The organism is Mesorhizobium sp. M7A.F.Ca.US.005.03.1.1, from assembly GCF_003997975.1.
GTDB classification, from domain to species: domain Bacteria; phylum Pseudomonadota; class Alphaproteobacteria; order Rhizobiales; family Rhizobiaceae; genus Mesorhizobium; species Mesorhizobium ciceri.
In genome coordinates, this window is sequence record NZ_RZRO01000067.1 from 1 (window position 1) to 20,607 (window position 20,607).

The window sequence follows — 20,607 nt, forward strand, 5'->3', positions numbered from 1 at the left end:
CGGAAGGCCAGCGGCCCGATCGCTGCCGCCAACGGCGTGCCGAGGATGAGCACGATGGTCAGCGCCAGGCCCATCGTGCCGGCGAAGATCGGCGTATAGCCGGCAAACAGCAGGTAGATGAGCGCGGCCAGCGGCAGCACCAGCGGCCAGTGTTGCCGCACCGCGTCCCACGGATTGGGCAGCTCGGCCTTGGCCATGCCGTGCAGGCCCGCCTTGCCGGCTTCCAGATGCACCTGCCAGAAGCAGGCGCCGAAATAGAGCAGCGCCGGGATGATCGCCGCCTTGACCACTTCGGCATAAGGCACGTTCAGCGTCTCGGCCATGATGAAGGCGACCGCACCCATTACCGGCGGCATGATCTGGCCGCCCATCGAGGAGGTCGCCTCGACGGCGCCGGCAAAAGCCGAGCGGAAGCCGAAGCGCTTCATCAGCGGGATGGTGAACTGGCCGCTGGCCACCACATTGGCGACGCCCGAGCCGGAAATGGTGCCCATCAGCGCCGAGGACAGGACGCAGACCTGCGCCGGGCCGCCGCGCCACGAGCCGACCAGGCCAAGCGCGAAATCGTTGAACAGCGCGATCATGCCGGCGCGTTCTAGAAAGGCGGCAAAGACGACGAAGATGAAGATGTAGGCGGCCGAGACATAGATCGGCGTGCCGTAGATGCCTTCGGTGCCGTAGGCGAAGGTGTCGACGAGCTGGGCGAAATCATAGCCGCGATGGATGAGCGGCGGCGGCAAATGGTTGCCGAAAAAGCAGTAGGCGAGAAAGATGAAAGCGATGACCGCCAGCGGCAGCCCCATCAGCCGCCGCGCTGCCTCGAAGACCAGCACCACCAGCACCGCGCCGAAGATGAGGTCCGGCGTGGTCAGGAAGCCGGAGCGGCGGATCAGATCGGTGTAGAACACCCAATTGTAGAGGCCGGTGCCGAAGCCGAGCGCCCCGAGCGTCCAGAACGCGGCTTTCGCCGGCATGCTCTTGGCGCGTAGATTGGCGATCAGGCCAAAGCCGAGCAGCAGCAGGAAGCCGACATGCATGGCCCGCACCACTTGGCTCGGAATGCTGCCATAGGCGGCGACATAGATCTGGAACACGGAAAAGGCGACGGCGATGAGAAAGGCGGCCTTGCCCGCAAGGCCGTCGCCGAAGCCCGGCGGCAGCCCTTCGACCTGTTCTTCGACGGCAGGCAGATGGAAGGTGGCGGATTTGCCGTCGGTTGACGTTCCAGACGTTGCTTCGGTCATCCGACGGACCCGCCCTACTTCAACAAGCCCTTCTCCTTGTAGTACCGCTCGGCACCGGGGTGCAGCGGCACCGGCATGCCGTCGAGCGCCTTGGCCGGGTCGATCGCCTTGGCGGCGGCATGTGCCGCAGCCAGTTGGTCGAGATGGTCGAACATCAGCTTGGTCATCTGGTAGGCGGTCTCGTCGGAGACATCGGCGCGGGTGATGAGGAAATTGCCGACGGCGGCGGTGGCGACATCCTCGCTCTGGCCTTCATAAGTGCCCTTGGGAATGACCACCGACAGATAGGGCGCGCCGATCTTGGCGACGTCCTCGGCCGGCACCGCCACGACATTGATCGGCACGGAGGTGGCGAGGTCGCGGATCGAGGCGACGCCGAGCCCGGCCGATTGCAGCGTGGCGTCGAGCTGCCGGTTCTTGATCAGCTCGACCGATTCGGCGAAGGGCAGATACTCGACCCGGCCGAGATCCTCATACTTCAACCCGGCGGCGGCGAAGATGGCGCGGGCATTGAGCTCGGTGCCGGAGGCCGGCGCGCCGACCGACAGGCTCTTGCCCTTGAGGTCGGCCAGCGTCTTGATGCCGGACTCCCGGCTGGCGACGATCTGGATGTAGTTGGGATAGATGGCTGCGATGCCGCGCAACTTATCGAGCTTGCCGGGGAAACCGGCCTCGGCATTGCCTTCGGCGGCCAGCTTGACGGAATCGCCCAGCGCAAACGCGATCTCGCCCTTGCCCTGCTGCAACAGATTGAGGTTTTCGACCGAAGCCTTTGTTGCCTGCACCTGGGTGCGGGCGCCTTCGATGCCCTTGCCGTAGATTTCCGACAGTGCCACGCCGAGCGGATAATAGACGCCAGATGTGCCGCCGGTGAGCACATTGATGAATTCCTGCGCCTTGGCGGAAACAGCGCCTAGGCCAAGCGACAGCGCCACGGCGCCGGCCGCAACAAGTTTCGTCCTGAAATGGAACATCTGATTTCCTCCCTGAAATAGCAGCCGCATCACCTCCCTGACGCGAACAGAAGCGAGTTTAGACAGCGAGATGGAAATGCCAACCCGCAATCCCATGCGTTAGACGAATGGTTGAGTGCGGATGCACAGATGGCCGCTTGCGTGAAATGTCTTCGGAGCCGAAAGATTTTTCCAATGCCTGTCGAAATCGGCCAGGGCCGCGCGACATACGTCCGGCTCGCAAACGAAGCAGCCTTCGAAACAACGGGAGAAGACCATGCGATACATGCTTTTGATCTACGTCAATGAAGCCGCGATGGCGGCCGCGCCGACCGATAAGACCTACGAGATCAGCGCTGCCTATGGCGCGTATACCGATGCGTTGAAGAAATCCGGCGCCTGGCTGGCCGGCGACCGGCTGAAGCCGACCCAGGCCGCCACTTCGGTGCGGATGGTCAATGGCAAGACCAACGTGCTCGATGGCCCCTATGCCGACACCAAGGAGCAGCTTGCGGGCTTCTACATGATCGAGGCCGAGGATGCCGATGCCGCTATCGCCTGGGCGGCGCGCTGCCCCGCGGCCAGCGCCGGCACGGTCGAGCTGCGGCCGATCTGGGAACAGACCATGTGATGGAAAGTGGCCTGGAGATCGCGCGGGCGGCAGCGGAAACCGCCGCCCGGCAAAGCTACGGCAAGCTTGTCGCCTGGCTCGCGGCCCGCACGCGCGACGTGGCCGCAGCCGAGGACGCGCTGGCCGATGCCTTTGCCGCCGCCCTCGAACGCTGGCCAAGAACCGGCGTACCCAAGAAACCGGAAGCCTGGCTGCTGGCGGTGGCAAGGCGGCGCCGCGTCGATGCGGTGCGGCGCCGGCTGACCAGCGAGGCCGGCCGCGAGCATCTCAAGCTGATTGCCGAGGAAGCGGAGGCGCGCATGACCGACGAAGACCTGCCCGACGAGCGGCTGCGGCTGATGTTCGCCTGCGCCCATCCGGCGATCGAATCGAGCGTGCGTTCGCCGCTCATCCTGCAGACGGTGCTGGGGTTCGACGCCGCGACGATCGCTTCCGCCTTCCTGGTCTCGCCGGCAACGATGGGCCAGCGCCTGGTGCGAGCCAAGTCCCGCATCCGTGAAACCGGTATTCCGTTCCGCGTGCCGGAGCAGGCCGAACTCGGCGAACGGCTGGATGCGGTGCTGGAAGCGATCTACGCCGCCTTCGCCGAAGGCTGGTCCGACCCGGCGGGCACCGAGACGCGAGGGCGCAATCTGGCGACCGAAGGCATTTGGCTCGGCCGGCTGGTGGCTTCGCTGTTGCCGGAGGAGCCGGAGGCGCTGGGCCTCCTGTCGCTGATGCTGTTTGCTGAGTCGCGCCGCGCCGCACGGCGCAGCGCCGCCGGCGACTTCGTGCCGCTGGCGGAACAGGATTGCCTTCTATGGGACCGCGCCCTGATCGATGAGGCGGAGGCGCTGCTTTCCAACGCCGCGGCCAAGGGCATCATCGGCCGCTACCAGCTTGAGGCGGCCGTGCAGTCCGCGCATGCGGCACGACGGCTGACCGGCCGCACCGACTGGGCGGCGATCCGCGAGCTCTACGATGCGTTGCTTTCGATCGCAGGATCGCCGGTGGTGGCGATAAACCGCGCGGTGGCGATCGCCGAGGCCGAGGGCGCAGTGGCGGGATTGGCGGCCCTCTACGTGCTGGGCGACGACAAACGGCTTGATGACTATCAGCCCTATTGGGCCGCACGCGCCGGTCTCCTGGCCAGGCTTGGTCAGGTACCGCAAGCCTGCGAAGCCTATGACCGGGCGATCGGCCTCGAGCGCGACCCGGCGGTGCGCCGCTTCCTGCAGGAAAAGCGGGCAGTGCTCAGAAATTGAGCTTCAGCCCGGCCACATCTCGTGCGAGGTGTTGAGCGTCTTCATCAGCGGATGGTCGCGCAGCCGCGCCCACAGGCGTTCAATGTTCGGCCATGCCGTCCACGCGCTGTCGATGTCGGGATGCCAGGCCACCAGCATGACCAGATAGATGTCGGCCAGCGACATCCGGTCGCCGACCAGCCAGTCACGGCCTTCGAGCGCGGCATCCAGAACGGCAAAGCCACGGTCCATCTCGGCCACGGCTGCCTGCTTGACCGCCTTGGTGCCTTCGGGATCGGCAGTGTAGCGGTATGCGTAGTAGAAACGCAGCACCGCCGGATAGAGCACCGACGACATGAAGGCCATCCAGCGCAGGAAATCGGCGCGGGCAGGCGCGTCTGCTGCCGGCGCCAAATTGGCATCGGGATGACGCTCGGCAAGCAGGATGCAGATCGCCGCCGATTCCGTCATCGAGCTTCCGTCCGGCAAGGTCAGCACCGGCACCTGGTTCAACGGACTGATGTCGAGGAAGGCGGGGTCGGGCCGGTCGGTCTTCGGCACGTCGATCTGCTCGAACTGTGCATTCGCCAACGCCAGCGCTGCCTCGACGACGAAGCCGCCGCTGCCAGGACGGGTATAAAGCTTGTACATGAAATTCTCCCCCGGCCGCGCAAAGCAGGCCGGGGCGATATGAACCGGAAGCGGTGCCGCGCTCAAGCCGCCGATGGCGGCCACGCGCGTGTTTTCAGCGGGCCAGCTTGGACGCGAAGGAGCGTCGGACTACGATCCCAGCCCCTCGAACAGGATTGTCGACAGATAGCGCTCGGCGAAGGACGGGATGACCACCACAAGATTTTTGCCCTTGTTCTCCGGCCGCGAGCCGACGACGATGGCCGCCTGCAGGGCGGCGCCCGAAGAGATGCCGACCGGCACGCCTTCGAGGCGGGCGACGAGGCGGGCATTGGCCACCGAATCCTCGTTCGACACCTTGACGATCTCGTCATAGATCGTCGTGTCGAGGATCTTGGGCGCAAAACCGGCGCCGATGCCCTGGATCTTGTGCGGGCCGGGCTGGCCGCCCGACAGAACCGGCGAGGAGTCGGGCTCGACAGCGACGACATGCACGGAGGGCTTGCGCTTCTTCAGCACCTGGCCGACGCCGGTGATGGTGCCGCCGGTGCCGATGCCGGCGACGAAGATATCGACCTCGCCATGCGTATCGTTCCAGATTTCCTCGGCCGTCGTCGTGCGGTGGATTTCCGGATTGGCCGGGTTCTCGAACTGCTGCGGGATGATCGCATTGGGGATCGTCGCTGCCAGTTCGTCGGCCTTGGCGATGGCGCCTTTCATGCCTTTCGGACCCTCGGTCAGCACCAGCTCGGCGCCGAGCAGCGCCAGCATTTTCCGGCGCTCGACCGACATTGTTTCGGGCATCGTCAGGATCAGCTTGTAGCCCTTGGCCGCGGCGGCGAAGGCAAGCGCGATGCCGGTGTTGCCCGACGTCGGTTCGATCAGCGTTGTCTTGCCGGGAGAAATCTTGCCTGATGCCTCAAGCGCCTCGATCATCGCCACGCCAATGCGGTCCTTGACCGAGGCGATCGGATTGAAGAATTCGAGCTTGGCGATGAGATTGGCGACGATGCCCTTTTCCCTGGCGAACTTGTCGAGCCGCACCAGGGGCGTGTCGCCGATCGTATCGGTGATGGAATTGTAGACGCGGCCGCGGCCGGGCACGCGGGCTGATGTGGCGGACTTGTTCATTTGTTTCGCTCCCAGAACTTCAGGCGAGTAAGGATTTCAGGCAGTGGAATTGCAGCCGGCAAGATAGGGCCTTCGGTCGCGCAAGATAGACTGTCGGCTGAAAATATCCGAGTGGGACCTGTCTCTAAAACCGTGCCGTCCCGGAAAAGCATTTCTCGCAAAGGCCTGTTTGCGAAATGCTTTGGCCGAAAGCTCTCTATTGCCGAGCGGCAATCGCTGCAGCAGCACCGACCATGAAGCCGGCCGCCGTGCGGTTCAGCGCCTTGAGCGCGCGGGGCGATTTCAGAAACCAGCGCGCCTTGGCCGCCAGCGCCAGATACGGCACCAGCACCACCAACAGCACGACAACGGTCAGCGCGACGAGGATGCCGTAATCCGCCAGCGTGATGGTTTTCAGGTCGACGATGGTCGGCGTGATCGCGAGATAGAAGATCATCGTCTTCGGATTGCCGAGGGTAACGGTCAGGCCGGCGGCAAAGCTCGACAGCAAGCCGCCCTTGCCTTTTCCGGCCTCGACGGTCTCGGGCGTGATGCCGCTGTTCCAGAAGCGCCAGCCGAGAAAGGCGAGATAGGCGACGCCGAGCCATTTGATGGCCAGGAAAACCATGCCGAAGGATTGTGCGACGAAGGCGAGGCCAAGCACCACGGCGGTCAGATAGGTGATGTCGCCAACCATCAGGCCAAACGACATCGCCAGCGACGATCGGAAGCCTGAGCCGAGCGCACGGGCGACCAGCGCGGTGATGCCGGGACCAGGAATCGCGGCGGCGATGCCGAGGGCCGCACTATAGGCGAGGAATCCGGTAAGGGTCATGGCACTGGTCTCGGATCAGAGCGTTTTATTGCATGGGACAGGCCAAGATTGAATTTCCTGGGGCCGGATTCTATTGCACCAGATATCGAGGGCTCGCCTTACGAAGCCCCCTCATCCGGCCGCTTCGCGGCCACCTTCTCCCCGAGGGGAGAAGAGACGGGCGCCAGCGTCTGCTGACTCCTCTCCCCTCGGGGAGAGGTCGGATTGTCCCGAATTGCTCTTCGCAATTCGGTTGGCAATCCGGGTGAGGGGGCCTGCGTTACCTGAGCAGATCAGGACGGACCGTCGCCATGGGTGACACGCCAGATGGTGCCGTTGCCGTCCTCGCTGACGATCAGCGCACCGTCGCTCGCAATCGCCACGCCGACCGGCCGGCCCCAGACCTCACCGTTGGAAACAACGAAGCCGGTGATGAAATCCTCATACGCGCCGGTCGGCTTGCCGTCCTTGAACAGCAACCGCACCACCTTGTAGCCGGTCCTGTTGCCGCGGTTCCATGAACCATGCAGAGCGACGAACGCATCGCCCTTGTATTCAGCTGGAAAGCTCTTCCCCTCGTAAAAGGCGATGGTGAGCGGCGCCGAATGCGCCTGCATCAGCACATCGGGAACGGTCGTTTTGCCGGCAAGATCGGGGCGCTCACCCTTGTGGCGCGGATCCTCATTGTTGCCGATATAGTACCAGGGCCAGCCATAGAAGGCACCCTCCTTGACCACGGTCGCGTATTCGGGCGGCACATTGTCGCCAAGCGCATCGCGTTCGTTGACGACGCACCACAGCGCGCCGGTCGCCGGCTGCACAGTCATACCCGAGCAGTTGCGCAGGCCGGCGGCAAAGATGCGGCCGTTCTTGCCATCGGGATCGAAGGCCAGCACGTCGGCGCGGCCGTCTTCAGAACCCCAGGCTGCACCCAGCGGCTGCGATTTCGCCCAGGCATCGAGTCCGCCTTTCGGCTCCCGGCCCATGTCCTCGGCGACATTCGATCCCGAGCCGACCGAAAGGTAAAGCGTCTTGCCGTCCGGCGAGAAGGCGATATCGCGGGTCCAGTGATGACTGGCGGGGATGTTGCCGACGATGGTTTCCGGGTCGCCGGAGGCCTTCAGGTCGCCATTGCGGTAGGCAAAGCGCACGATGCTGTCGCTGTTGGCGACATAGACCCATTGCGGGTCAGCGCCCGGCGGATAGAAGGCAATGCCATAGGGCCGGTTGAGATTGCCGGCAAAGATGCCGTCCTGCGCCGGCTTCGCACTGCCTTCGGCGAGGCGATAGATGCGGACCTGGTTGGCTTTGCTGTCGGCGACGAACAGGTCGCCATTCGGTGCGACGCGTACGACGCGTGGATTGTCGATGCCCGATGCAACCAGCTCGGCCGAGAAACCCGGCGGCAGTTGCAGCTTCGCGTCTGCCGGCATGTCCGCGATGCCGGCGCTGTTCGAGGTCGACCGGGTGGCATTGGGCTTGGGCAGATCATCCGGTCTGATCAGGCGGCGGGTGCCCGGCTTGTCCGCTCGCCAGTCGCCGAAGGCAGCCGCGCCTTTCAGCACCGGTTCGTCCGCCTGCTGGGCGAATGAAGCGGTCGAGAGAAACAGTGCGGCGGAAAGTGCGGGGCCGGCAAAACGCATCATTCGGTCCTCCAGTGTTCGGGCGTGAAAACAGGAACGACCGGTTTCGTCGATCGTTCCACGGCACACGATGAGGTGAAGGAAGCTTGCGGTTTTCCGGTTCAGGTCCCGGCGGCGTAGAAATCGTCGTCGAGGCGTTTTTCCAACTCGACGAGGTCGGCCGGCAGCGGCAGGCCCATGGCGCGCATTTCCCGTAGCTTTTCGCGCAGCTGCTCCTGGATCTCGTGCTGGTCTTCCGGCTGGTTGACCATCTCCTCCAGCAGCAGGCTGATCCGGGCCTTGAATTCTTCGAGCGCCATCGTCGTCTCCTCGGTTGGATCAGCTCAGCGCAGCATGCGTGAAATCAGCTGCGCCGTATAGTCGACCATTGGGACGATGCGCGCGTAATTCAGCCGGGTCGGGCCGATGACGCCGAGCGCGCCGACGACGCGGGCATCCTTGTCGCGATAGGGGGCGACGACCAGCGACGAGCCCGACAGCGAAAACAGCTTGTTTTCCGAGCCGATGAAGATGCGCACACCCGAGCCCTGCTCGGCGAGGTCAAGCAGCTGGATAAGCCCGTCCTGCGTCTCCATGTCCTCGAACAGATGGCGCAGCAGCTCGATGTCGGCCTGGGCGGTAACGTTTTCAAGCAGATTGGCACGCCCGCGCACGATGAGCCGTGCCGGCAGGCCGCTGTCGGCGCCGGCCCACACCGCCAGCCCCTTCTCCACCAGGTCCTGCGACAGCGTGTCGAGCGCGGCCCTGGTTTCTTCCTTGATGCGAGCGATCTCGATCCGCGCCTCGGCAAGCGTGCGACCGCGTATATGGGCGTTGAGGAAATTCGAGGCCTCGTGCAGTTGCGAGACGGTGATGCCGGCGGGCAGGTCGACGACGCGGTTTTCGACGTCGCCATTCTGCGACACCAGCACCGCCAGCGCCTTCGTCGGCTCAAGCTGGATGAATTCGATGTGCTTCAGCGCCACCTCGTTCTTGGCGGCCAGCACCAGGCCGGCGCCGCGCGACATGCCCGACAGCATCTGGCTGGCCTCGGTCAGCATGTGCTCCAGCGTCGCACCGGAGCCGGACGCCCGCACCTGTGCCTCGATGGCGCGGCGCTCCTCGTCGGAAAGGTCGCCAAGCTCCATGAAGGCATCGACGAAGAAACGCAGGCCGGCCTGCGTTGGCAGCCGGCCGGCCGAAATGTGCGGCGCGTAGATCAGGCCGAGATGCTCGAGGTCGCTCATCACGTTGCGGATGGTCGCCGGCGACAGCGAGGACGGCAGGATACGCGACAGGCTGCGCGATCCCACCGGTTCACCGTCCCTGAGATAGGAATCGACGATGCGCCGGAAGATGTCGCGGGAACGCATGTCGAGCGCCTGGAATACTGGCGACTGAAGCGCGGGCGACTGCGAACTCGGATCGACTGCCTTGGTCATACGGCCAAAAACCTCCGGCCCAAGGATATAGACTTACACCGCACCCGCGCAACCCGGTGTCTGTGTCCGATCGTCAGCCCATTTTCCTTTGCGCCACGCGTCCCATGCGGTTACAAGCCGGCCAAGATTCCGAAAAATGACAAGAAAGCAGCCCTGAATGCGCCCTTCCAAACGCCAATTCGACGAAATGCGTGCCATCTCCTTCGAGCGTGGCGTCTCCAAGCATGCCGAAGGCTCATGCCTGGTGAAGTTCGGCGACACGCATGTCCTGTGCACGGCCAGCCTCGAGGAAAAAGTGCCGGGTTGGATGCGCAACTCCGGCAAGGGCTGGGTGACGGCGGAATACGGCATGCTGCCGCGCTCGACCGGCGAGCGCATGCGCCGTGAGGCTTCGGCCGGCAAGCAGGGCGGCCGCACGCTGGAAATCCAGCGGCTGATCGGCCGCTCCTTGCGCGCCGTGGTCGATTTGCAGGCGCTGGGCGAACAGCAGATCACCGTCGACTGCGACGTCATCCAGGCCGATGGCGGCACCCGCACCGCCTCGATCACCGGCGGCTGGGTGGCGCTGTATGACTGCCTGCGCTGGATGGAAGCCCGCCAGATGGCCAGCGTCGCCAAGGTGCTGAAGGACCATGTCGCGGCGATCTCCTGCGGCATCCATGACGGCCAGCCGGTCATCGACCTCGACTATATCGAGGATTCCGCAGCCGGCACCGACGCCAATTTCGTCATGACCGGCAAGGGTGGCATCGTCGAGATCCAGGGCACCGCCGAGGGCGAGCCTTTCTCCGAGGAGCAGTTCGCGGACTTGATGGGCCTGGCCAAGAAAGGCATCCAGCGCCTGGTGAGTTTGCAGCAGATGGCGGTGGCTTAGTTTTTAGATGTCGAGCCTGAGCGCCCCCCTCTGGCCTGCCGGCCATCTCCCCCTCAAGTGGGGAGATCGGATGTCGTCTAGGGCTTCGCCAATCTCCGGCGTTGTAGGGTGCGCGACAATGCAGAAGCTGCCAATCTCCCCACCTGAGGGGGAGATGGCCGGCAGGCCAGAGGGGGGCGCCTCGTGACACCCTCCGCGATCCTGGAATCGGCCCTCTACGTCACAGACCTGCCCGCCGCCGAAACCTTCTACACCGACATCCTCGGCCTCAATCTCCTCGGCAAGGTCGACGGCCGCCACCTCTTCTTCCGCTGCGGCCCCGGCGTGCTGCTCGTCTTCAACGCCGAGGCAACCAAAATCCCGCCGGCGCCTGACGCGAGGCTGCCGGTGCCACCGCACGGCGCGGTCGGCCAAGGTCATCTCTGTTTTACGGCGACCGCCGATGAAATCGCCGGCTGGAAAACCCATCTGGAGGCAAAGAAGATCGCCATCGAGAGCGAATTCGAGTGGCCGCAGGGCGGCCGTTCGATCTATATACGCGACCCCTCGGGCAATTCGATCGAATTTGCCGAGCCAAGAATCTGGGGCCTTTGATGCATTCTCTCGATGGCAAGAAGATCGTCGTCGCCAGCCATAATGAGGGCAAGCTGCGCGAATTCGCCGACCTGATGGGACCGTTCGGCTTCGAAGCGAAGTCGGCCAGGGAGTATGGCCTGCCGGAGCCGGACGAGACCGGCACCACCTTCGAGGAGAACGCCTACATCAAGGCGCTCGCCGCCGCCAAGGCGACCGGCCTGCCGGCGCTGTCGGACGATTCCGGCCTGTGCGTCGACGCGCTTGACGGCGCGCCCGGCGTCTACACCGCCAACTGGGCCGAAACCCCGGACGGTTCGCGTGACTTCGGCATGGCCATGCAACGCACCGAAGTGGCGCTGCAGGAGGTCGGCGCCGCCTTGCCGGAGCAGCGCAAGGGACGCTTTGTCGCCGTCATCTGCCTGGCGTTTCCCGACGGCGAGGCGGAATATTATCGCGGCGAGGCCGAGGGCACGCTGGTCTGGCCACCGCGCGGCGAGCTCGGCTTCGGCTACGATCCTGTGTTCCTGCCCGATGGCTTCGAAAAAACCTTCGGCGAAATGAGCGCCGAGGAAAAGCATGGCTGGAAGCCCGGCCAGGCCACGGCGCTGTCGCACCGCGCCCGCGCCTTCCAGAAATTCGCCCAAGCTCGATTGGGCTCGGCATGAGCATGCTGCTCGACCGGGCGCCCGGCTTCGGCGTCTATGTCCACTGGCCGTTCTGCGCGGCCAAATGCCCCTATTGCGACTTCAACAGCCATGTTCGCCACCAGCCGGTCGACCAGGAGCGCTTTGCCGCCGCCTTCGAGGCCGAACTGGCGACGATGCGCGAGCGCACCGGGCCGCGCGAGGTGACCAGCGTTTTTCTAGGCGGCGGCACGCCCTCGCTGATGAAGCCGGAAACCGTGGCCAGGGTTCTGGACGCCGTGGCGAAGAACTGGACGGTGCCTGCCGGCATCGAGGTGACGCTGGAGGCCAATCCGTCCTCGGTCGAGGCCGAGCGCTTTCGCGGCTACCGGGCAGCCGGCGTCAATCGCGTGTCGCTCGGCGTGCAGGCGCTGAACAACAAGGATTTGCGCTTCCTCGGCCGTTTGCACAATGTCGAACAGGCCCTGCACGCCATCGGCTTCGCGCGGGAAATATTCCCAAGGCTGTCCTTCGACCTGATCTACGCCCGCCCCGGCCAGACGCCGGAGGCTTGGGCATCGGAGCTGGAACAGGCGATCGGCCATGCCGCCGACCATCTGTCGCTCTACCAGCTGACCATCGAGGAAGGCACGCCCTTCCACGCGCTGCATGCGGCAAAGAAATTCGTCATCCCCGACAACGACCATGCCGCCGACCTCTATGCGCTGACGCAGGAGATCACCACGGCGCACGGCCTGCCGGCCTACGAGATTTCCAACCACGCCAGGCCGGGCGCCGAGAGCCGGCACAACCTGACCTATTGGCGCTATGGCGAATATGTCGGCGTCGGGCCGGGCGCGCATGGCCGCTTCGTCGAGAACGGCCGCCGCACGGTGACAATCGCCGAGCGGATGCCGGAAACCTGGGCCAATCTGGTCGAGGCCAAGGGCCATGGCGTCACCGGCGGCGAGATCCTGACGCGCTCGGAAGAGGCCGACGAATTCCTGCTGATGGGCCTGCGGCTGGCCGAAGGCATCGATCTCTCCCGCTACGAGGCGTTCTCCGGGCGCGGCCTGTCGAGCGCGCGGCTGTCGATGCTGCAGGGCGAAGGGCTGGTGGCGCCGATCGGCAATGCGCGCCTGCGCGCCACGGCCGCCGGCATGATCGTGCTCGACGCGGTGGTCGCCGATCTGGCGCGCTAACCCTTGAAGAACGTCCTTTTCGTCTGCAGCCAGAACCGCTTGCGCAGCCCGACCGCCGAACAGGTGTTTTCAACGCGCCGTGATATCGAGGTGGCCTCGGCCGGAACCAACCACGATGCCGACACGCCGCTGACGCATGAGCTGGTCGCTTGGGCCGACATCATCTTCGTCATGGAAAAGGCGCACCGCACCAAGCTGCAGAAGAAATTCAGGGCCAGCCTGAAGAAGGCGCGTGTGATCTGCCTCGACATACCTGACAATTATGAATTCATGGATCTGGAGTTGATTGGCCTTCTGAAGGCACGCATTTCGCGGTATCTCGGTTAAGACGCCATCCGCGAAGGCCACCCGCATGAACCTGACCGTATCCTCCTGGCAATTCTGGGCACTGCTCTCGGCTGCATTCGCTGCCCTGACGGCGATCTTCGCCAGGTCGGCATCGAGAACATCAATTCCGATTTCGCCACCTTCATCCGCACGATCATCATCCTGATCGTGCTCGGTGCCATCCTGCTCGCCAGCGGCCAATTCCAGTCGCCGGCTACGATCTCGGGAAAGACCTGGGCTTTCCTCGCCCTGTCCGGTCTGGCGACCGGCGCTTCATGGCTCTGCTATTTTCGCGCCCTGAAGATCGGCAATGCGGCGCAGGTGGCGCCGATCGACAAGCTAAGCGTCGTGCTTGTGGCGGTGTTTGGCGCGGCCTTTCTCGGCGAGCGGTTGTCCGGAGCGAACTGGCTTGGCGTCGCCCTTATCGCGGCGGGTGCTGTGCTGGTCGCCTATCGAGGGTAGTTGCGCGCCATGGCGTGCGTTCTTCGTTTCAAGACGGGTGATGAAGATATCGAAGCGATTGGGCATCGTCCGGTCAGTGCTCCGTCGTGCTGTCGGGTTTGTTGTCGGAAAGGCTGACGTTCGTCGGCAAGGTGCTGGCGACGCGCTCTTCGGTCAGGCTGTGCTCGGTCTTGGCAGACGGGCGCTTGTCCCTGGGGGTGGCAACGCGGTTGCGGCCGGCATAGTAGGGTTCGAAAGCGTCTTGTATCTTGAGGCTGTCCATCCTGTCCTCCTCCGGAATCAGGGGGCTAATCTGCCAACGCCGGTTTGGTTCCCCACTGTGGCAAAGGAAAGGCGAATTCCCTACATCGGCATCAGCTTTTGCAAGCCCGCGTCAGCCGTGCCAAACAGGGCTGAATGGAGAAGTCGTCAGTGACCGCAGAGACGGGCAAGCGCAGCTATGTGGTCGGGCAGACCGAGATCGCGGCCCGGCCGCTGGAGCCGGCGCTCTATCTGGTGGCGACGCCGATCGGCAATCTCGCCGACATCACGCTGCGCGCGCTGGAGACGCTGGCCGCCGCCGACATCGTCGCTTGCGAAGACACACGGGTGTCGCGCGTGCTGCTCGACCGTTATGGCATCCGCCGCCGCACCACAGCCTATCATGAGCATAATGCAGGCGAGGCCGGGCCGAAGCTGATCGCGGCGCTGCAGGCCGGACAGAGCGTGGCGCTGATCTCCGATGCCGGCACGCCGCTGGTGTCCGATCCCGGCTACCGGCTGGTCGGCGAGGCGCTCGACCACGGCATTCGCGTCGTGCCTATCCCCGGCCCATCGGCGCCGCTCGCGGCGTTGACCGCATCCGGCCTGCCCTCCGATGCCTTCATGTTCGCCGGATTTTTACCGGTGAAGACCGGGCAGCGGCTGACGCGGCTGGAGGCACTGAAAGCCGTGCCGGCGACATTGATTTTCTTCGAATCGCCGCGCCGGCTGGCCGAATCCCTCGGTGCCATGGTCGAAGCGCTGGGCGGCGAGCGCAAGGCCGCGATCGGCAGGGAATTGACCAAGACCTTCGAGGAGATGCGAACCGGCACGCTGCAGGCGCTGGCCGACCACTATGCCGCGGCCGATACGCCGAAGGGCGAGATCGTCGTCTGCGTCGCTCCGGCCGAGGCCAGGGTCGACGAACCCGCCGACATCGACCGTCTGCTTCTGTCGCTTGCCGCCGAAATGCCGGCCTCCAAGGCGGCGGCGGAAGCCGCGAAGATGACCGGCGGCCAGAAACAGGCGCTCTATCGGCGATTGCTGGAGCTCAAGGATGCTTCGGGAGAAAGCGGCGGTGGCTGAACGCCCGAGCGCCAGCCGCCAGAAAGCCTATCGGCGCGGCCATCGCGGCGAATGGCTGGCGTCGGTAGCGCTGATGCTGAAAGGCTATCGCATTCTCGCCCGCCGCCATCGCACGCGCTTCGGCGAGATCGACCTGATCGCGCGGCGCGGCGATCTGGTGCTGTTCGTCGAAGTCAAGGCGCGCCGGTCGCTGATGGAAGCCATGGAGGCGATCGGTCACGAATCGGAACGTCGAATAGAAGGCGCGGCCGACATCTGGCTGTCGCGCCAAGCGGACTACGGCAGACTGTCGATGCGCTTCGACATGGTCGCGGTGCTGCCCTGGCGCTGGCCGGTGCATGTCGAGAACGCGTTTTATGGGAAGAGTTAGAGGGGGCAGCCCTCCTTCATTCGTCATCCACGGGCGGAGCCCGTGGATGACGAAGCGTGAGGGCCGCTACGCGGAACACTCCTCACCCCCAGATCATCAACGCCACCAACCCGACACCGCCCACCACCAGCCGCCACCAGCCGAACAGCGAGTAACCCTTGCGCGAGACGTAATCGAGCAGGAAGCGCACGACGATGAGCGCCGTGACGAAGGCGGCGACGAAGCCGACGGCGATGATCGGCAGGTCGGCGCTGCTCAGCACGTTGCGGTTCTTGAACAGGTCGAAGGCGAAGGCGCCGACCATGGTCGGGATTGCAAGGAAGAAGGAAAATTCAGCGGCCGCGCGCTTATCGACGCCCAAAAGCAGGGCGCCGACGATGGTCGAGCCCGAACGCGATGTGCCGGGAATGAGCGACAGGCACTGGAAAAGCCCGATCTGCAGGTAAAGCCGGGTCGGGAAGCGCTCGACATCGCGATAAACCGGCTTGAGGTTCATGCGGTCGACCACCAGCAGCACGACGCCGCCGATAATTAGCATGATGCAGATCAGCCTCGGCGATTCGAACAGCACCGTCTTTATGAAATCATGCGCCAGCGCGCCGATGAATGCCGCCGGCAGGAAGGCGATGAGGATGCCGATGACGAAATGCCTGGTCAGTCGGTCGTGCGGCAGTTCGAGCAGCATTTTCCAGAGGCGGCGGAAATAAACGCTGAGGATCGCCAGGATGGCGCCGAGCTGGATCAGGATCTCGAAGGCCTTGCCGGTCGAGTGGAAGCCGAGGAAATGGCCAGCGAGCAGGATATGGCCGGTCGAGGACACCGGGATGAACTCGGTCAGCCCCTCCAGCAGGCCGAGCAGCAGGGCTTCGACGATGGTCTGGCTTTCCATGGCTACCTCGGCATTGGCGTGACGGCTGACAGAAGGGCTTGCTTGTCATGGCGTTGAAGTCCCCCTATAGGTCGCAACACCCTGACGGCCCGCTAACCGGGCGGCCAAGACTTACCGGTGCGCCCTGCGATTCGCCAGTGCGCTTTATCATCGCGGAACCATGCTGACGCTTTTCCACCACCCCATGTTCGCCACCTGTCGCTTCGTCCGCCTCGCTTTCGGAGAGTATGGCGAGGAGCTGGCCCTGATCGAGGAAAAGCCGTGGACCCGGCGCAAGGAGTTCCTGGCGCTGAACCCGGCCGGCACGCTGCCGATCCTGCTGGCCGAAGGCGACGTGCCGATCATCGGCGCGACGGTCATATCGGAATATCTCGATGAAACGCGCGGCGTGCTGAAGCGCGACAAGCGGCTGTTCGCCGAGGACCCGATGCAGCGCGCCGAAATCCGCCGGCTCATCGACTGGTATCTCAACAAGGCTGAAAGCGAAGTCACCCGCCATCTGGTGCGTGAGCGCGTGCTGAAGCCGGTCATGCCGGAAACGGCGGGCGGCGGCTCGCCCGACTCTGGCGCGATCCGTGCGGCGCGCGCCAACATCCGCCAGCACATGAAATACACCAACTGGCTGGCCGGCACCCGCCATTGGCTGGCCGGCTCGAGGGTCACCTATGCCGATCTCGCGGCCGCGGCGACGCTTTCGGTGCTCGATTATCTCGGCGAGATCGACTGGCGCGAGCACAGCGCTGCACGCGAATGGTACACGCGGGTCAAGTCGCGGCCTTCCTTCCGGCCGCTTTTGACCGACCGGGTGCGCGGCCTGTCACCGGTGTCGCATTATGCGGACCTCGACTTCTGACGCGGCAAAACTGCGCGCGCTGATCGACGCGGAGGCGCAGCGCGCCGGCTTCGATGCCGTCGCCGTCACCTCCCCCGATGCGATCCCGCTGGCGCCGGCGCGCCTGGCCGAATTCGTCGCCGACGGCTTTCACGGCTCGATGGACTGGATCGCCGAGACGTTGCAACGCCGCAGTGAACCAACGGCCCTCTGGCCGCAGGTACGCTCGATCGTCGTGCTGGCGATGAACTACGGCCCCGACCATGATCTTCGCGAAGTGCTGGCCAAGCGCGACCGCGGCGCGATCTCGGTCTATGCGCAAAACCGCGACTATCACGATGTGATGAAAGGCCGGCTGAAGGAGATCGCCGGCAAGCTCGTTGCCCGCGCCGGCGGTGACGTGAAGGTGTTCGTCGACACCGCACCTGTCATGGAAAAGCCGCTGGCCGAAGCCGCCGGGCTTGGCTGGCAAGGCAAACACACCAATCTGGTCAGCCGCGAGCACGGCTCCTGGCTGTTCCTCGGCACCATCTTCACCACCGCCGAACTCGTGCCCGACCGCGCCGAAATCGACCATTGCGGCTCCTGCCGCGCCTGCCTCGACGCGTGCCCGACCGATGCTTTTCCGGCGCCCTACCGGCTCGATGCGCGGCGCTGCATTTCCTATCTCACCATCGAGAACAAGGGGCCGATCCCGCACGAATTCCGCGAAAAGATCGGCAACCGCATCTATGGCTGCGATGACTGTTTAGCCGCCTGCCCGTGGAACAAATTCGCCCGGGCGGCTTCGGAAGCAAAACTCGCCGCGCGCGATGATCTGCGCGAACCACCGCTCGCCGACCTTTTGGGTCTCGATGACGCGGCCTTCCGCGCTTTCTTCTCCGGTTCGCCGATAAAACGCATCGGCCGCGATCGGTTCATCCGCAACGTGCTGATCGCCGCCGGCAATTCCGGCGAAGCGTCGCTGTCCGGCGCGGTGCTTGCGCTGCTCGGCGATCCGTCCCCGCTGGTGCGGGGCGCGGCAATTTGGGCGCTGGCGCGGCTGGTGCCCAACGCCGAATATTCAGAAAGGGCAGCCATCGGCCTGAAAACCGAGAGCGACGAAGCCGTGCGCGACGAATGGCGTCTGGCGCGGCCAACCAGGGCGAATGCATGAGCGAAAAGCAGATATTCATCTTCGGCGCCGGCTATTCGGGCAGGGCTTTTGCTCGGGCTAACAAAGGCGCCGCGACGATCTTCGGCACGACACGCTCGCCGGAAAAATTCGAGACGCTACGGCAGGCCGGCATCGCCCCGCTGTTGTTCGACGGTGCGCTGACGGATGAGATTGGCGATGCATTGCGGAAAACAACGCATCTGCTGATTTCGGTCGCCCCGGAGGAGGCCGGCGATCCCGTGCTGGGTGCGGCGCGAGAGGCAATCGCTCAAATGCCTTTGCTGGAATGGATCGGCTATCTCTCTACGGTCGGGGTTTACGGCAATTATGACGGCGCATGGGTCGATGAAACGGCTGAATGCCGGCCGGTGTCGAAGCGTTCGATGATGCGGGTGGCGGCAGAGCAGGACTGGCTGGAGCTGGGCCGCGAGATTCGCCGGCCGGTGGCGATCCTGCGACTCTCCGGCATTTACGGGCCGGGCCGCAATGCCCTGGTCAATCTGGAAAACGGCAGCGCAAGGCGGCTGGTCAAGCCCGACCAAGTGTTCAATCGCATTCATTGCGACGACATAGCAGGCTCCCTGTGGCAGCTCATCCAAGGCAATAAAGGCGGCATCTTCAACGTCACCGACGATCTGCCGGCGGCGCCGCAGGACGTCGTCGCCTATGCCGCATCATTGATGGGCATCGAACCGCCGCCCGAGATTCCTTTCGACGCCGCCCAACTTTCGCCCATGGCGCGGTCCTTCTATGGCGAGAACAAGCGCGTCGGCAACGCGGCGATCAAGGCGGCGGGCTATTCCCTGCGCTTTCCGGACTACCGCGCCGCCTTCGACCATATGTGGGCGAGCGACGACTGGCGCGACGGCGAGGCGCGCAGCCCGATGAAGCGCTAAAAGCAATTCCAGGAAAAGTGTGACACGGTTCTCCGTCCGGGATTGCGTCAAAACAGAGACAGAGCGGTTCACCGTTTCGGTGAACCGCTCTGTCGATCGAAGCGTTCCGCGTTGCATGCTATGATTCGGCCTGGTGGGGATCCGGTTTCATGAAAACACCGATACAGCCATCTCTCGGCAAAAAATTCAGGCTGGCGGCCGCTCTCGGCCTGTTCGTCCTTGCCGGTCTAGCCGTACGGCCGGCCGCGGCCGAGGAACGGGCAAAAGACCTGTTCGGCGCCAAGAAACTGCCAGCCGCGAGCGCGGCGCAATCGATCGGCTTCTATTCCAAGGGCTGTTTTGCCGGCGGCGTCGCCATTCCCATGGACGGTCCGACCTGGGAGGTGATGCGGCCGTCCCGCAACCGTCGCTGGGGCCATCCGGCTATGATCGCGGTGATCGAGAAATTGTCGCGCGACGCGGCAGCCGATGGTTGGCCGGGCCTGCTGATCGGCGACATTTCGCAGCCGCGCGGCGGCCCGATGCTGACCGGGCATGCCTCGCACCAGATCGGGCTCGACGCCGACATCTGGCTGACGCCGATGCCCAGCCGCCCGCTGTCGATGGCGCAGCGCGAATCGATGAGCGCCACCTTGATGGTCGATGAGAAGACCCATCTGGTGAAGGACGCGCTGTGGACGCCGGCGCACACAAGGCTTCTGAAGCGGGCGGCGAGCTACAGCCAGGTCGAGCGCATCCTGGTCAATCCGGGCATCAAGAAGAAACTCTGCGACACCGTCAGGGGCGACCGCGGCTGGCTGCGCAAGATCCGGCCGTTTTGGGGCCACGACTATCATTTTCACATGCGCATCGGCTGTCAGCCGGGATCCCCCGGCTGCAAGGCGCAGGAAGCGACGCCGGACGATGACGGTTGCGGCAAGCCATTGGCCTGGTGGTTCACGCAGGAGCCGTGGCGGCCCAACAAGAACCCGGATGCCCCCAAGGCACGCGACCTGATGACGATGGCGAACCTGCCGAGCGAATGCCGCGCCGTGCTCGACGCGCCGGGGCCGGTTTCCGCCGAGGCGGCGACCTATCACGGCGGCGGCGTGCCGGTCGCGGCTGCCGCACCCGAACCCGAAGCGCCGTCATTGTCCGCCACGCCGGCCGCCGCCGGCTTGCCAAGCACGGTGAACGCCTTCACGGCGACGCCCGAGATCGGCGTGCCGCTGCCGCGACCGCGGCCGCCAGGAAACTGACGGTCACGGCTCATAGACGGGCTCAACCGGTTCAGGACCTTATTTTTGCGAAACCGTGTCGGTTTGGCCGCACAGCCGGCCTCAGCGCGCCGCCGGGCTCGAAAACCGTTTCCCTTTTCAAACCCATGCGCTAGTCAACGGAAGAACGGCTAGATGCCGTCGGTGGC

Annotated in this window: 23 protein-coding genes and 1 pseudogene; 14 read left to right on the top strand and 10 right to left on the bottom strand. The window is 64.7% G+C overall.

The window, feature by feature from the left end; all coding sequences use genetic code 11:
• Positions 1-1,244 (bottom strand): TRAP transporter fused permease subunit (locus EN990_RS23870; RefSeq protein WP_127388401.1); only part of this gene is annotated, 1,244 nt, incomplete at its 3' end.
• Between the two features lie 14 nt (positions 1,245-1,258).
• A complete protein-coding gene (locus EN990_RS23875) occupies positions 1,259-2,218 on the bottom strand; it encodes a TAXI family TRAP transporter solute-binding subunit (protein ID WP_024502189.1) in 960 nt (319 codons plus the stop codon).
• A gap of 256 nt (positions 2,219-2,474) precedes the next feature.
• On the opposite strand from EN990_RS23875, the gene EN990_RS23880 reads away from it, so the two are divergent.
• Together EN990_RS23880 and EN990_RS23885 are read left to right on the top strand one after the other, a co-directional pair.
• On the top strand, positions 2,475-2,828 hold the full coding sequence (locus tag EN990_RS23880) for a YciI family protein (RefSeq protein ID WP_013528640.1): 354 nt from the start codon (positions 2,475-2,477) through the stop codon (positions 2,826-2,828).
• A complete protein-coding gene (locus EN990_RS23885; protein WP_127365457.1) occupies positions 2,828-4,072 on the top strand; it encodes an RNA polymerase sigma factor in 1,245 nt (414 codons plus the stop codon). The genes EN990_RS23880 and EN990_RS23885 overlap by 1 nt, the downstream gene beginning before the upstream one ends.
• A gap of 3 nt (positions 4,073-4,075) precedes the next feature.
• Here the strand turns inward: EN990_RS23885 and EN990_RS23890 are convergent, their stop codons facing one another.
• The 6 genes from EN990_RS23890 to hrcA all read right to left on the bottom strand — a co-directional run bounded on the left by EN990_RS23890 (position 4,076) and on the right by hrcA (position 9,669).
• Complete coding sequence (locus EN990_RS23890) at positions 4,076-4,702, bottom strand: glutathione S-transferase family protein (RefSeq protein WP_127368650.1); 627 nt, start codon at positions 4,700-4,702, stop codon at positions 4,076-4,078.
• Positions 4,703-4,831: 129 nt separating this feature from the next.
• The gene (gene cysK / locus EN990_RS23895) at positions 4,832-5,812 is read right to left on the bottom strand and encodes a cysteine synthase A (protein WP_013528637.1); all 981 of its coding nucleotides are present in this window, start codon (positions 5,810-5,812) and stop codon (positions 4,832-4,834) included.
• A 196-nt stretch (positions 5,813-6,008) separates the two neighbouring features.
• Complete coding sequence (locus EN990_RS23900; RefSeq protein ID WP_013528636.1) at positions 6,009-6,626, bottom strand: LysE family translocator; 618 nt, start codon at positions 6,624-6,626, stop codon at positions 6,009-6,011.
• 272 nt (positions 6,627-6,898) lie between these two features.
• Positions 6,899-8,251 (bottom strand): sorbosone dehydrogenase family protein, encoded by a 1,353-nt coding sequence (locus EN990_RS23905; protein ID WP_127384834.1) that lies wholly within the window; start codon positions 8,249-8,251, stop codon positions 6,899-6,901.
• Positions 8,252-8,349: 98 nt separating this feature from the next.
• The gene (locus tag EN990_RS23910; RefSeq protein WP_013528634.1) at positions 8,350-8,547 is read right to left on the bottom strand and encodes a hypothetical protein; all 198 of its coding nucleotides are present in this window, start codon (positions 8,545-8,547) and stop codon (positions 8,350-8,352) included.
• Positions 8,548-8,571: 24 nt separating this feature from the next.
• Positions 8,572-9,669 (bottom strand): heat-inducible transcriptional repressor HrcA, encoded by a 1,098-nt coding sequence (gene hrcA / locus EN990_RS23915; protein WP_027161211.1) that lies wholly within the window; start codon positions 9,667-9,669, stop codon positions 8,572-8,574.
• 157 nt (positions 9,670-9,826) lie between these two features.
• Between hrcA and rph the strand changes: the two genes are divergently transcribed.
• From rph to EN990_RS23950, 6 genes and pseudogenes are all read left to right on the top strand, one after another.
• Positions 9,827-10,543: a ribonuclease PH gene (rph, locus tag EN990_RS23920; protein WP_013528632.1), complete on the top strand. Its 717-nt coding sequence runs from the start codon at positions 9,827-9,829 to the stop codon at positions 10,541-10,543.
• A gap of 183 nt (positions 10,544-10,726) precedes the next feature.
• Positions 10,727-11,137 carry a VOC family protein gene (locus tag EN990_RS23930; RefSeq protein WP_127369521.1) on the top strand — a complete coding sequence of 137 codons (411 nt, stop codon included), beginning with the start codon at positions 10,727-10,729 and terminating at the stop codon, positions 11,135-11,137.
• A complete protein-coding gene (gene rdgB / locus EN990_RS23935; RefSeq protein ID WP_024502184.1) occupies positions 11,137-11,784 on the top strand; it encodes an RdgB/HAM1 family non-canonical purine NTP pyrophosphatase in 648 nt (215 codons plus the stop codon). The genes EN990_RS23930 and rdgB overlap by 1 nt, the downstream gene beginning before the upstream one ends.
• Entirely contained in the window at positions 11,781-12,944 is a 1,164-nt protein-coding gene (hemW, locus tag EN990_RS23940) for a radical SAM family heme chaperone HemW (protein ID WP_127369520.1), read from the top strand. Before rdgB ends, hemW begins: the two co-directional genes overlap by 4 nt.
• 3 nt (positions 12,945-12,947) lie before the next feature.
• On the top strand, positions 12,948-13,271 hold the full coding sequence (locus tag EN990_RS23945; protein WP_127369519.1) for a low molecular weight protein tyrosine phosphatase family protein: 324 nt from the start codon (positions 12,948-12,950) through the stop codon (positions 13,269-13,271).
• 25 nt (positions 13,272-13,296) lie between these two features.
• Positions 13,297-13,733 (top strand): annotated as a pseudogene (locus tag EN990_RS23950) (EamA family transporter).
• Between the two features lie 73 nt (positions 13,734-13,806).
• Here the strand turns inward: EN990_RS23950 and EN990_RS23955 are convergent.
• On the bottom strand, positions 13,807-13,995 hold the full coding sequence (locus EN990_RS23955) for a hypothetical protein (protein ID WP_013528626.1): 189 nt from the start codon (positions 13,993-13,995) through the stop codon (positions 13,807-13,809).
• A gap of 134 nt (positions 13,996-14,129) precedes the next feature.
• Here EN990_RS23955 and rsmI point away from each other — a divergent pair, with 134 nt between their 5' ends.
• Together rsmI and EN990_RS23965 are read left to right on the top strand one after the other, a co-directional pair.
• The gene (gene rsmI, locus EN990_RS23960; RefSeq protein WP_063173477.1) at positions 14,130-15,059 is read left to right on the top strand and encodes a 16S rRNA (cytidine(1402)-2'-O)-methyltransferase; all 930 of its coding nucleotides are present in this window, start codon (positions 14,130-14,132) and stop codon (positions 15,057-15,059) included.
• Positions 15,052-15,429, top strand: coding sequence for a YraN family protein (locus EN990_RS23965; protein ID WP_024502180.1), 378 nt, complete (start codon positions 15,052-15,054; stop codon positions 15,427-15,429). The genes rsmI and EN990_RS23965 overlap by 8 nt, the downstream gene beginning before the upstream one ends.
• A gap of 82 nt (positions 15,430-15,511) precedes the next feature.
• Here the strand turns inward: EN990_RS23965 and EN990_RS23970 are convergent, their stop codons facing one another.
• Positions 15,512-16,318 carry an undecaprenyl-diphosphate phosphatase gene (locus EN990_RS23970; RefSeq protein WP_013528623.1) on the bottom strand — a complete coding sequence of 269 codons (807 nt, stop codon included), beginning with the start codon at positions 16,316-16,318 and terminating at the stop codon, positions 15,512-15,514.
• A 160-nt stretch (positions 16,319-16,478) separates the two neighbouring features.
• Here EN990_RS23970 and EN990_RS23975 point away from each other — a divergent pair, with 160 nt between their 5' ends.
• The 4 genes from EN990_RS23975 to mepA all read left to right on the top strand — a co-directional run bounded on the left by EN990_RS23975 (position 16,479) and on the right by mepA (position 20,440).
• On the top strand, positions 16,479-17,171 hold the full coding sequence (locus EN990_RS23975) for a glutathione S-transferase family protein (RefSeq protein ID WP_127368086.1): 693 nt from the start codon (positions 16,479-16,481) through the stop codon (positions 17,169-17,171).
• Positions 17,152-18,306 (top strand): tRNA epoxyqueuosine(34) reductase QueG, encoded by a 1,155-nt coding sequence (queG, locus tag EN990_RS23980; RefSeq protein ID WP_127368087.1) that lies wholly within the window; start codon positions 17,152-17,154, stop codon positions 18,304-18,306. The genes EN990_RS23975 and queG overlap by 20 nt, the downstream gene beginning before the upstream one ends.
• Positions 18,303-19,202: an SDR family oxidoreductase gene (locus EN990_RS23985; protein WP_013528620.1), complete on the top strand. Its 900-nt coding sequence runs from the start codon at positions 18,303-18,305 to the stop codon at positions 19,200-19,202. The genes queG and EN990_RS23985 overlap by 4 nt, the downstream gene beginning before the upstream one ends.
• Before the next feature lie 149 nt (positions 19,203-19,351).
• A complete protein-coding gene (gene mepA / locus EN990_RS23990) occupies positions 19,352-20,440 on the top strand; it encodes a penicillin-insensitive murein endopeptidase (protein ID WP_127368088.1) in 1,089 nt (362 codons plus the stop codon).
• The last annotated feature ends 167 nt before the right edge of the window (positions 20,441-20,607 follow it).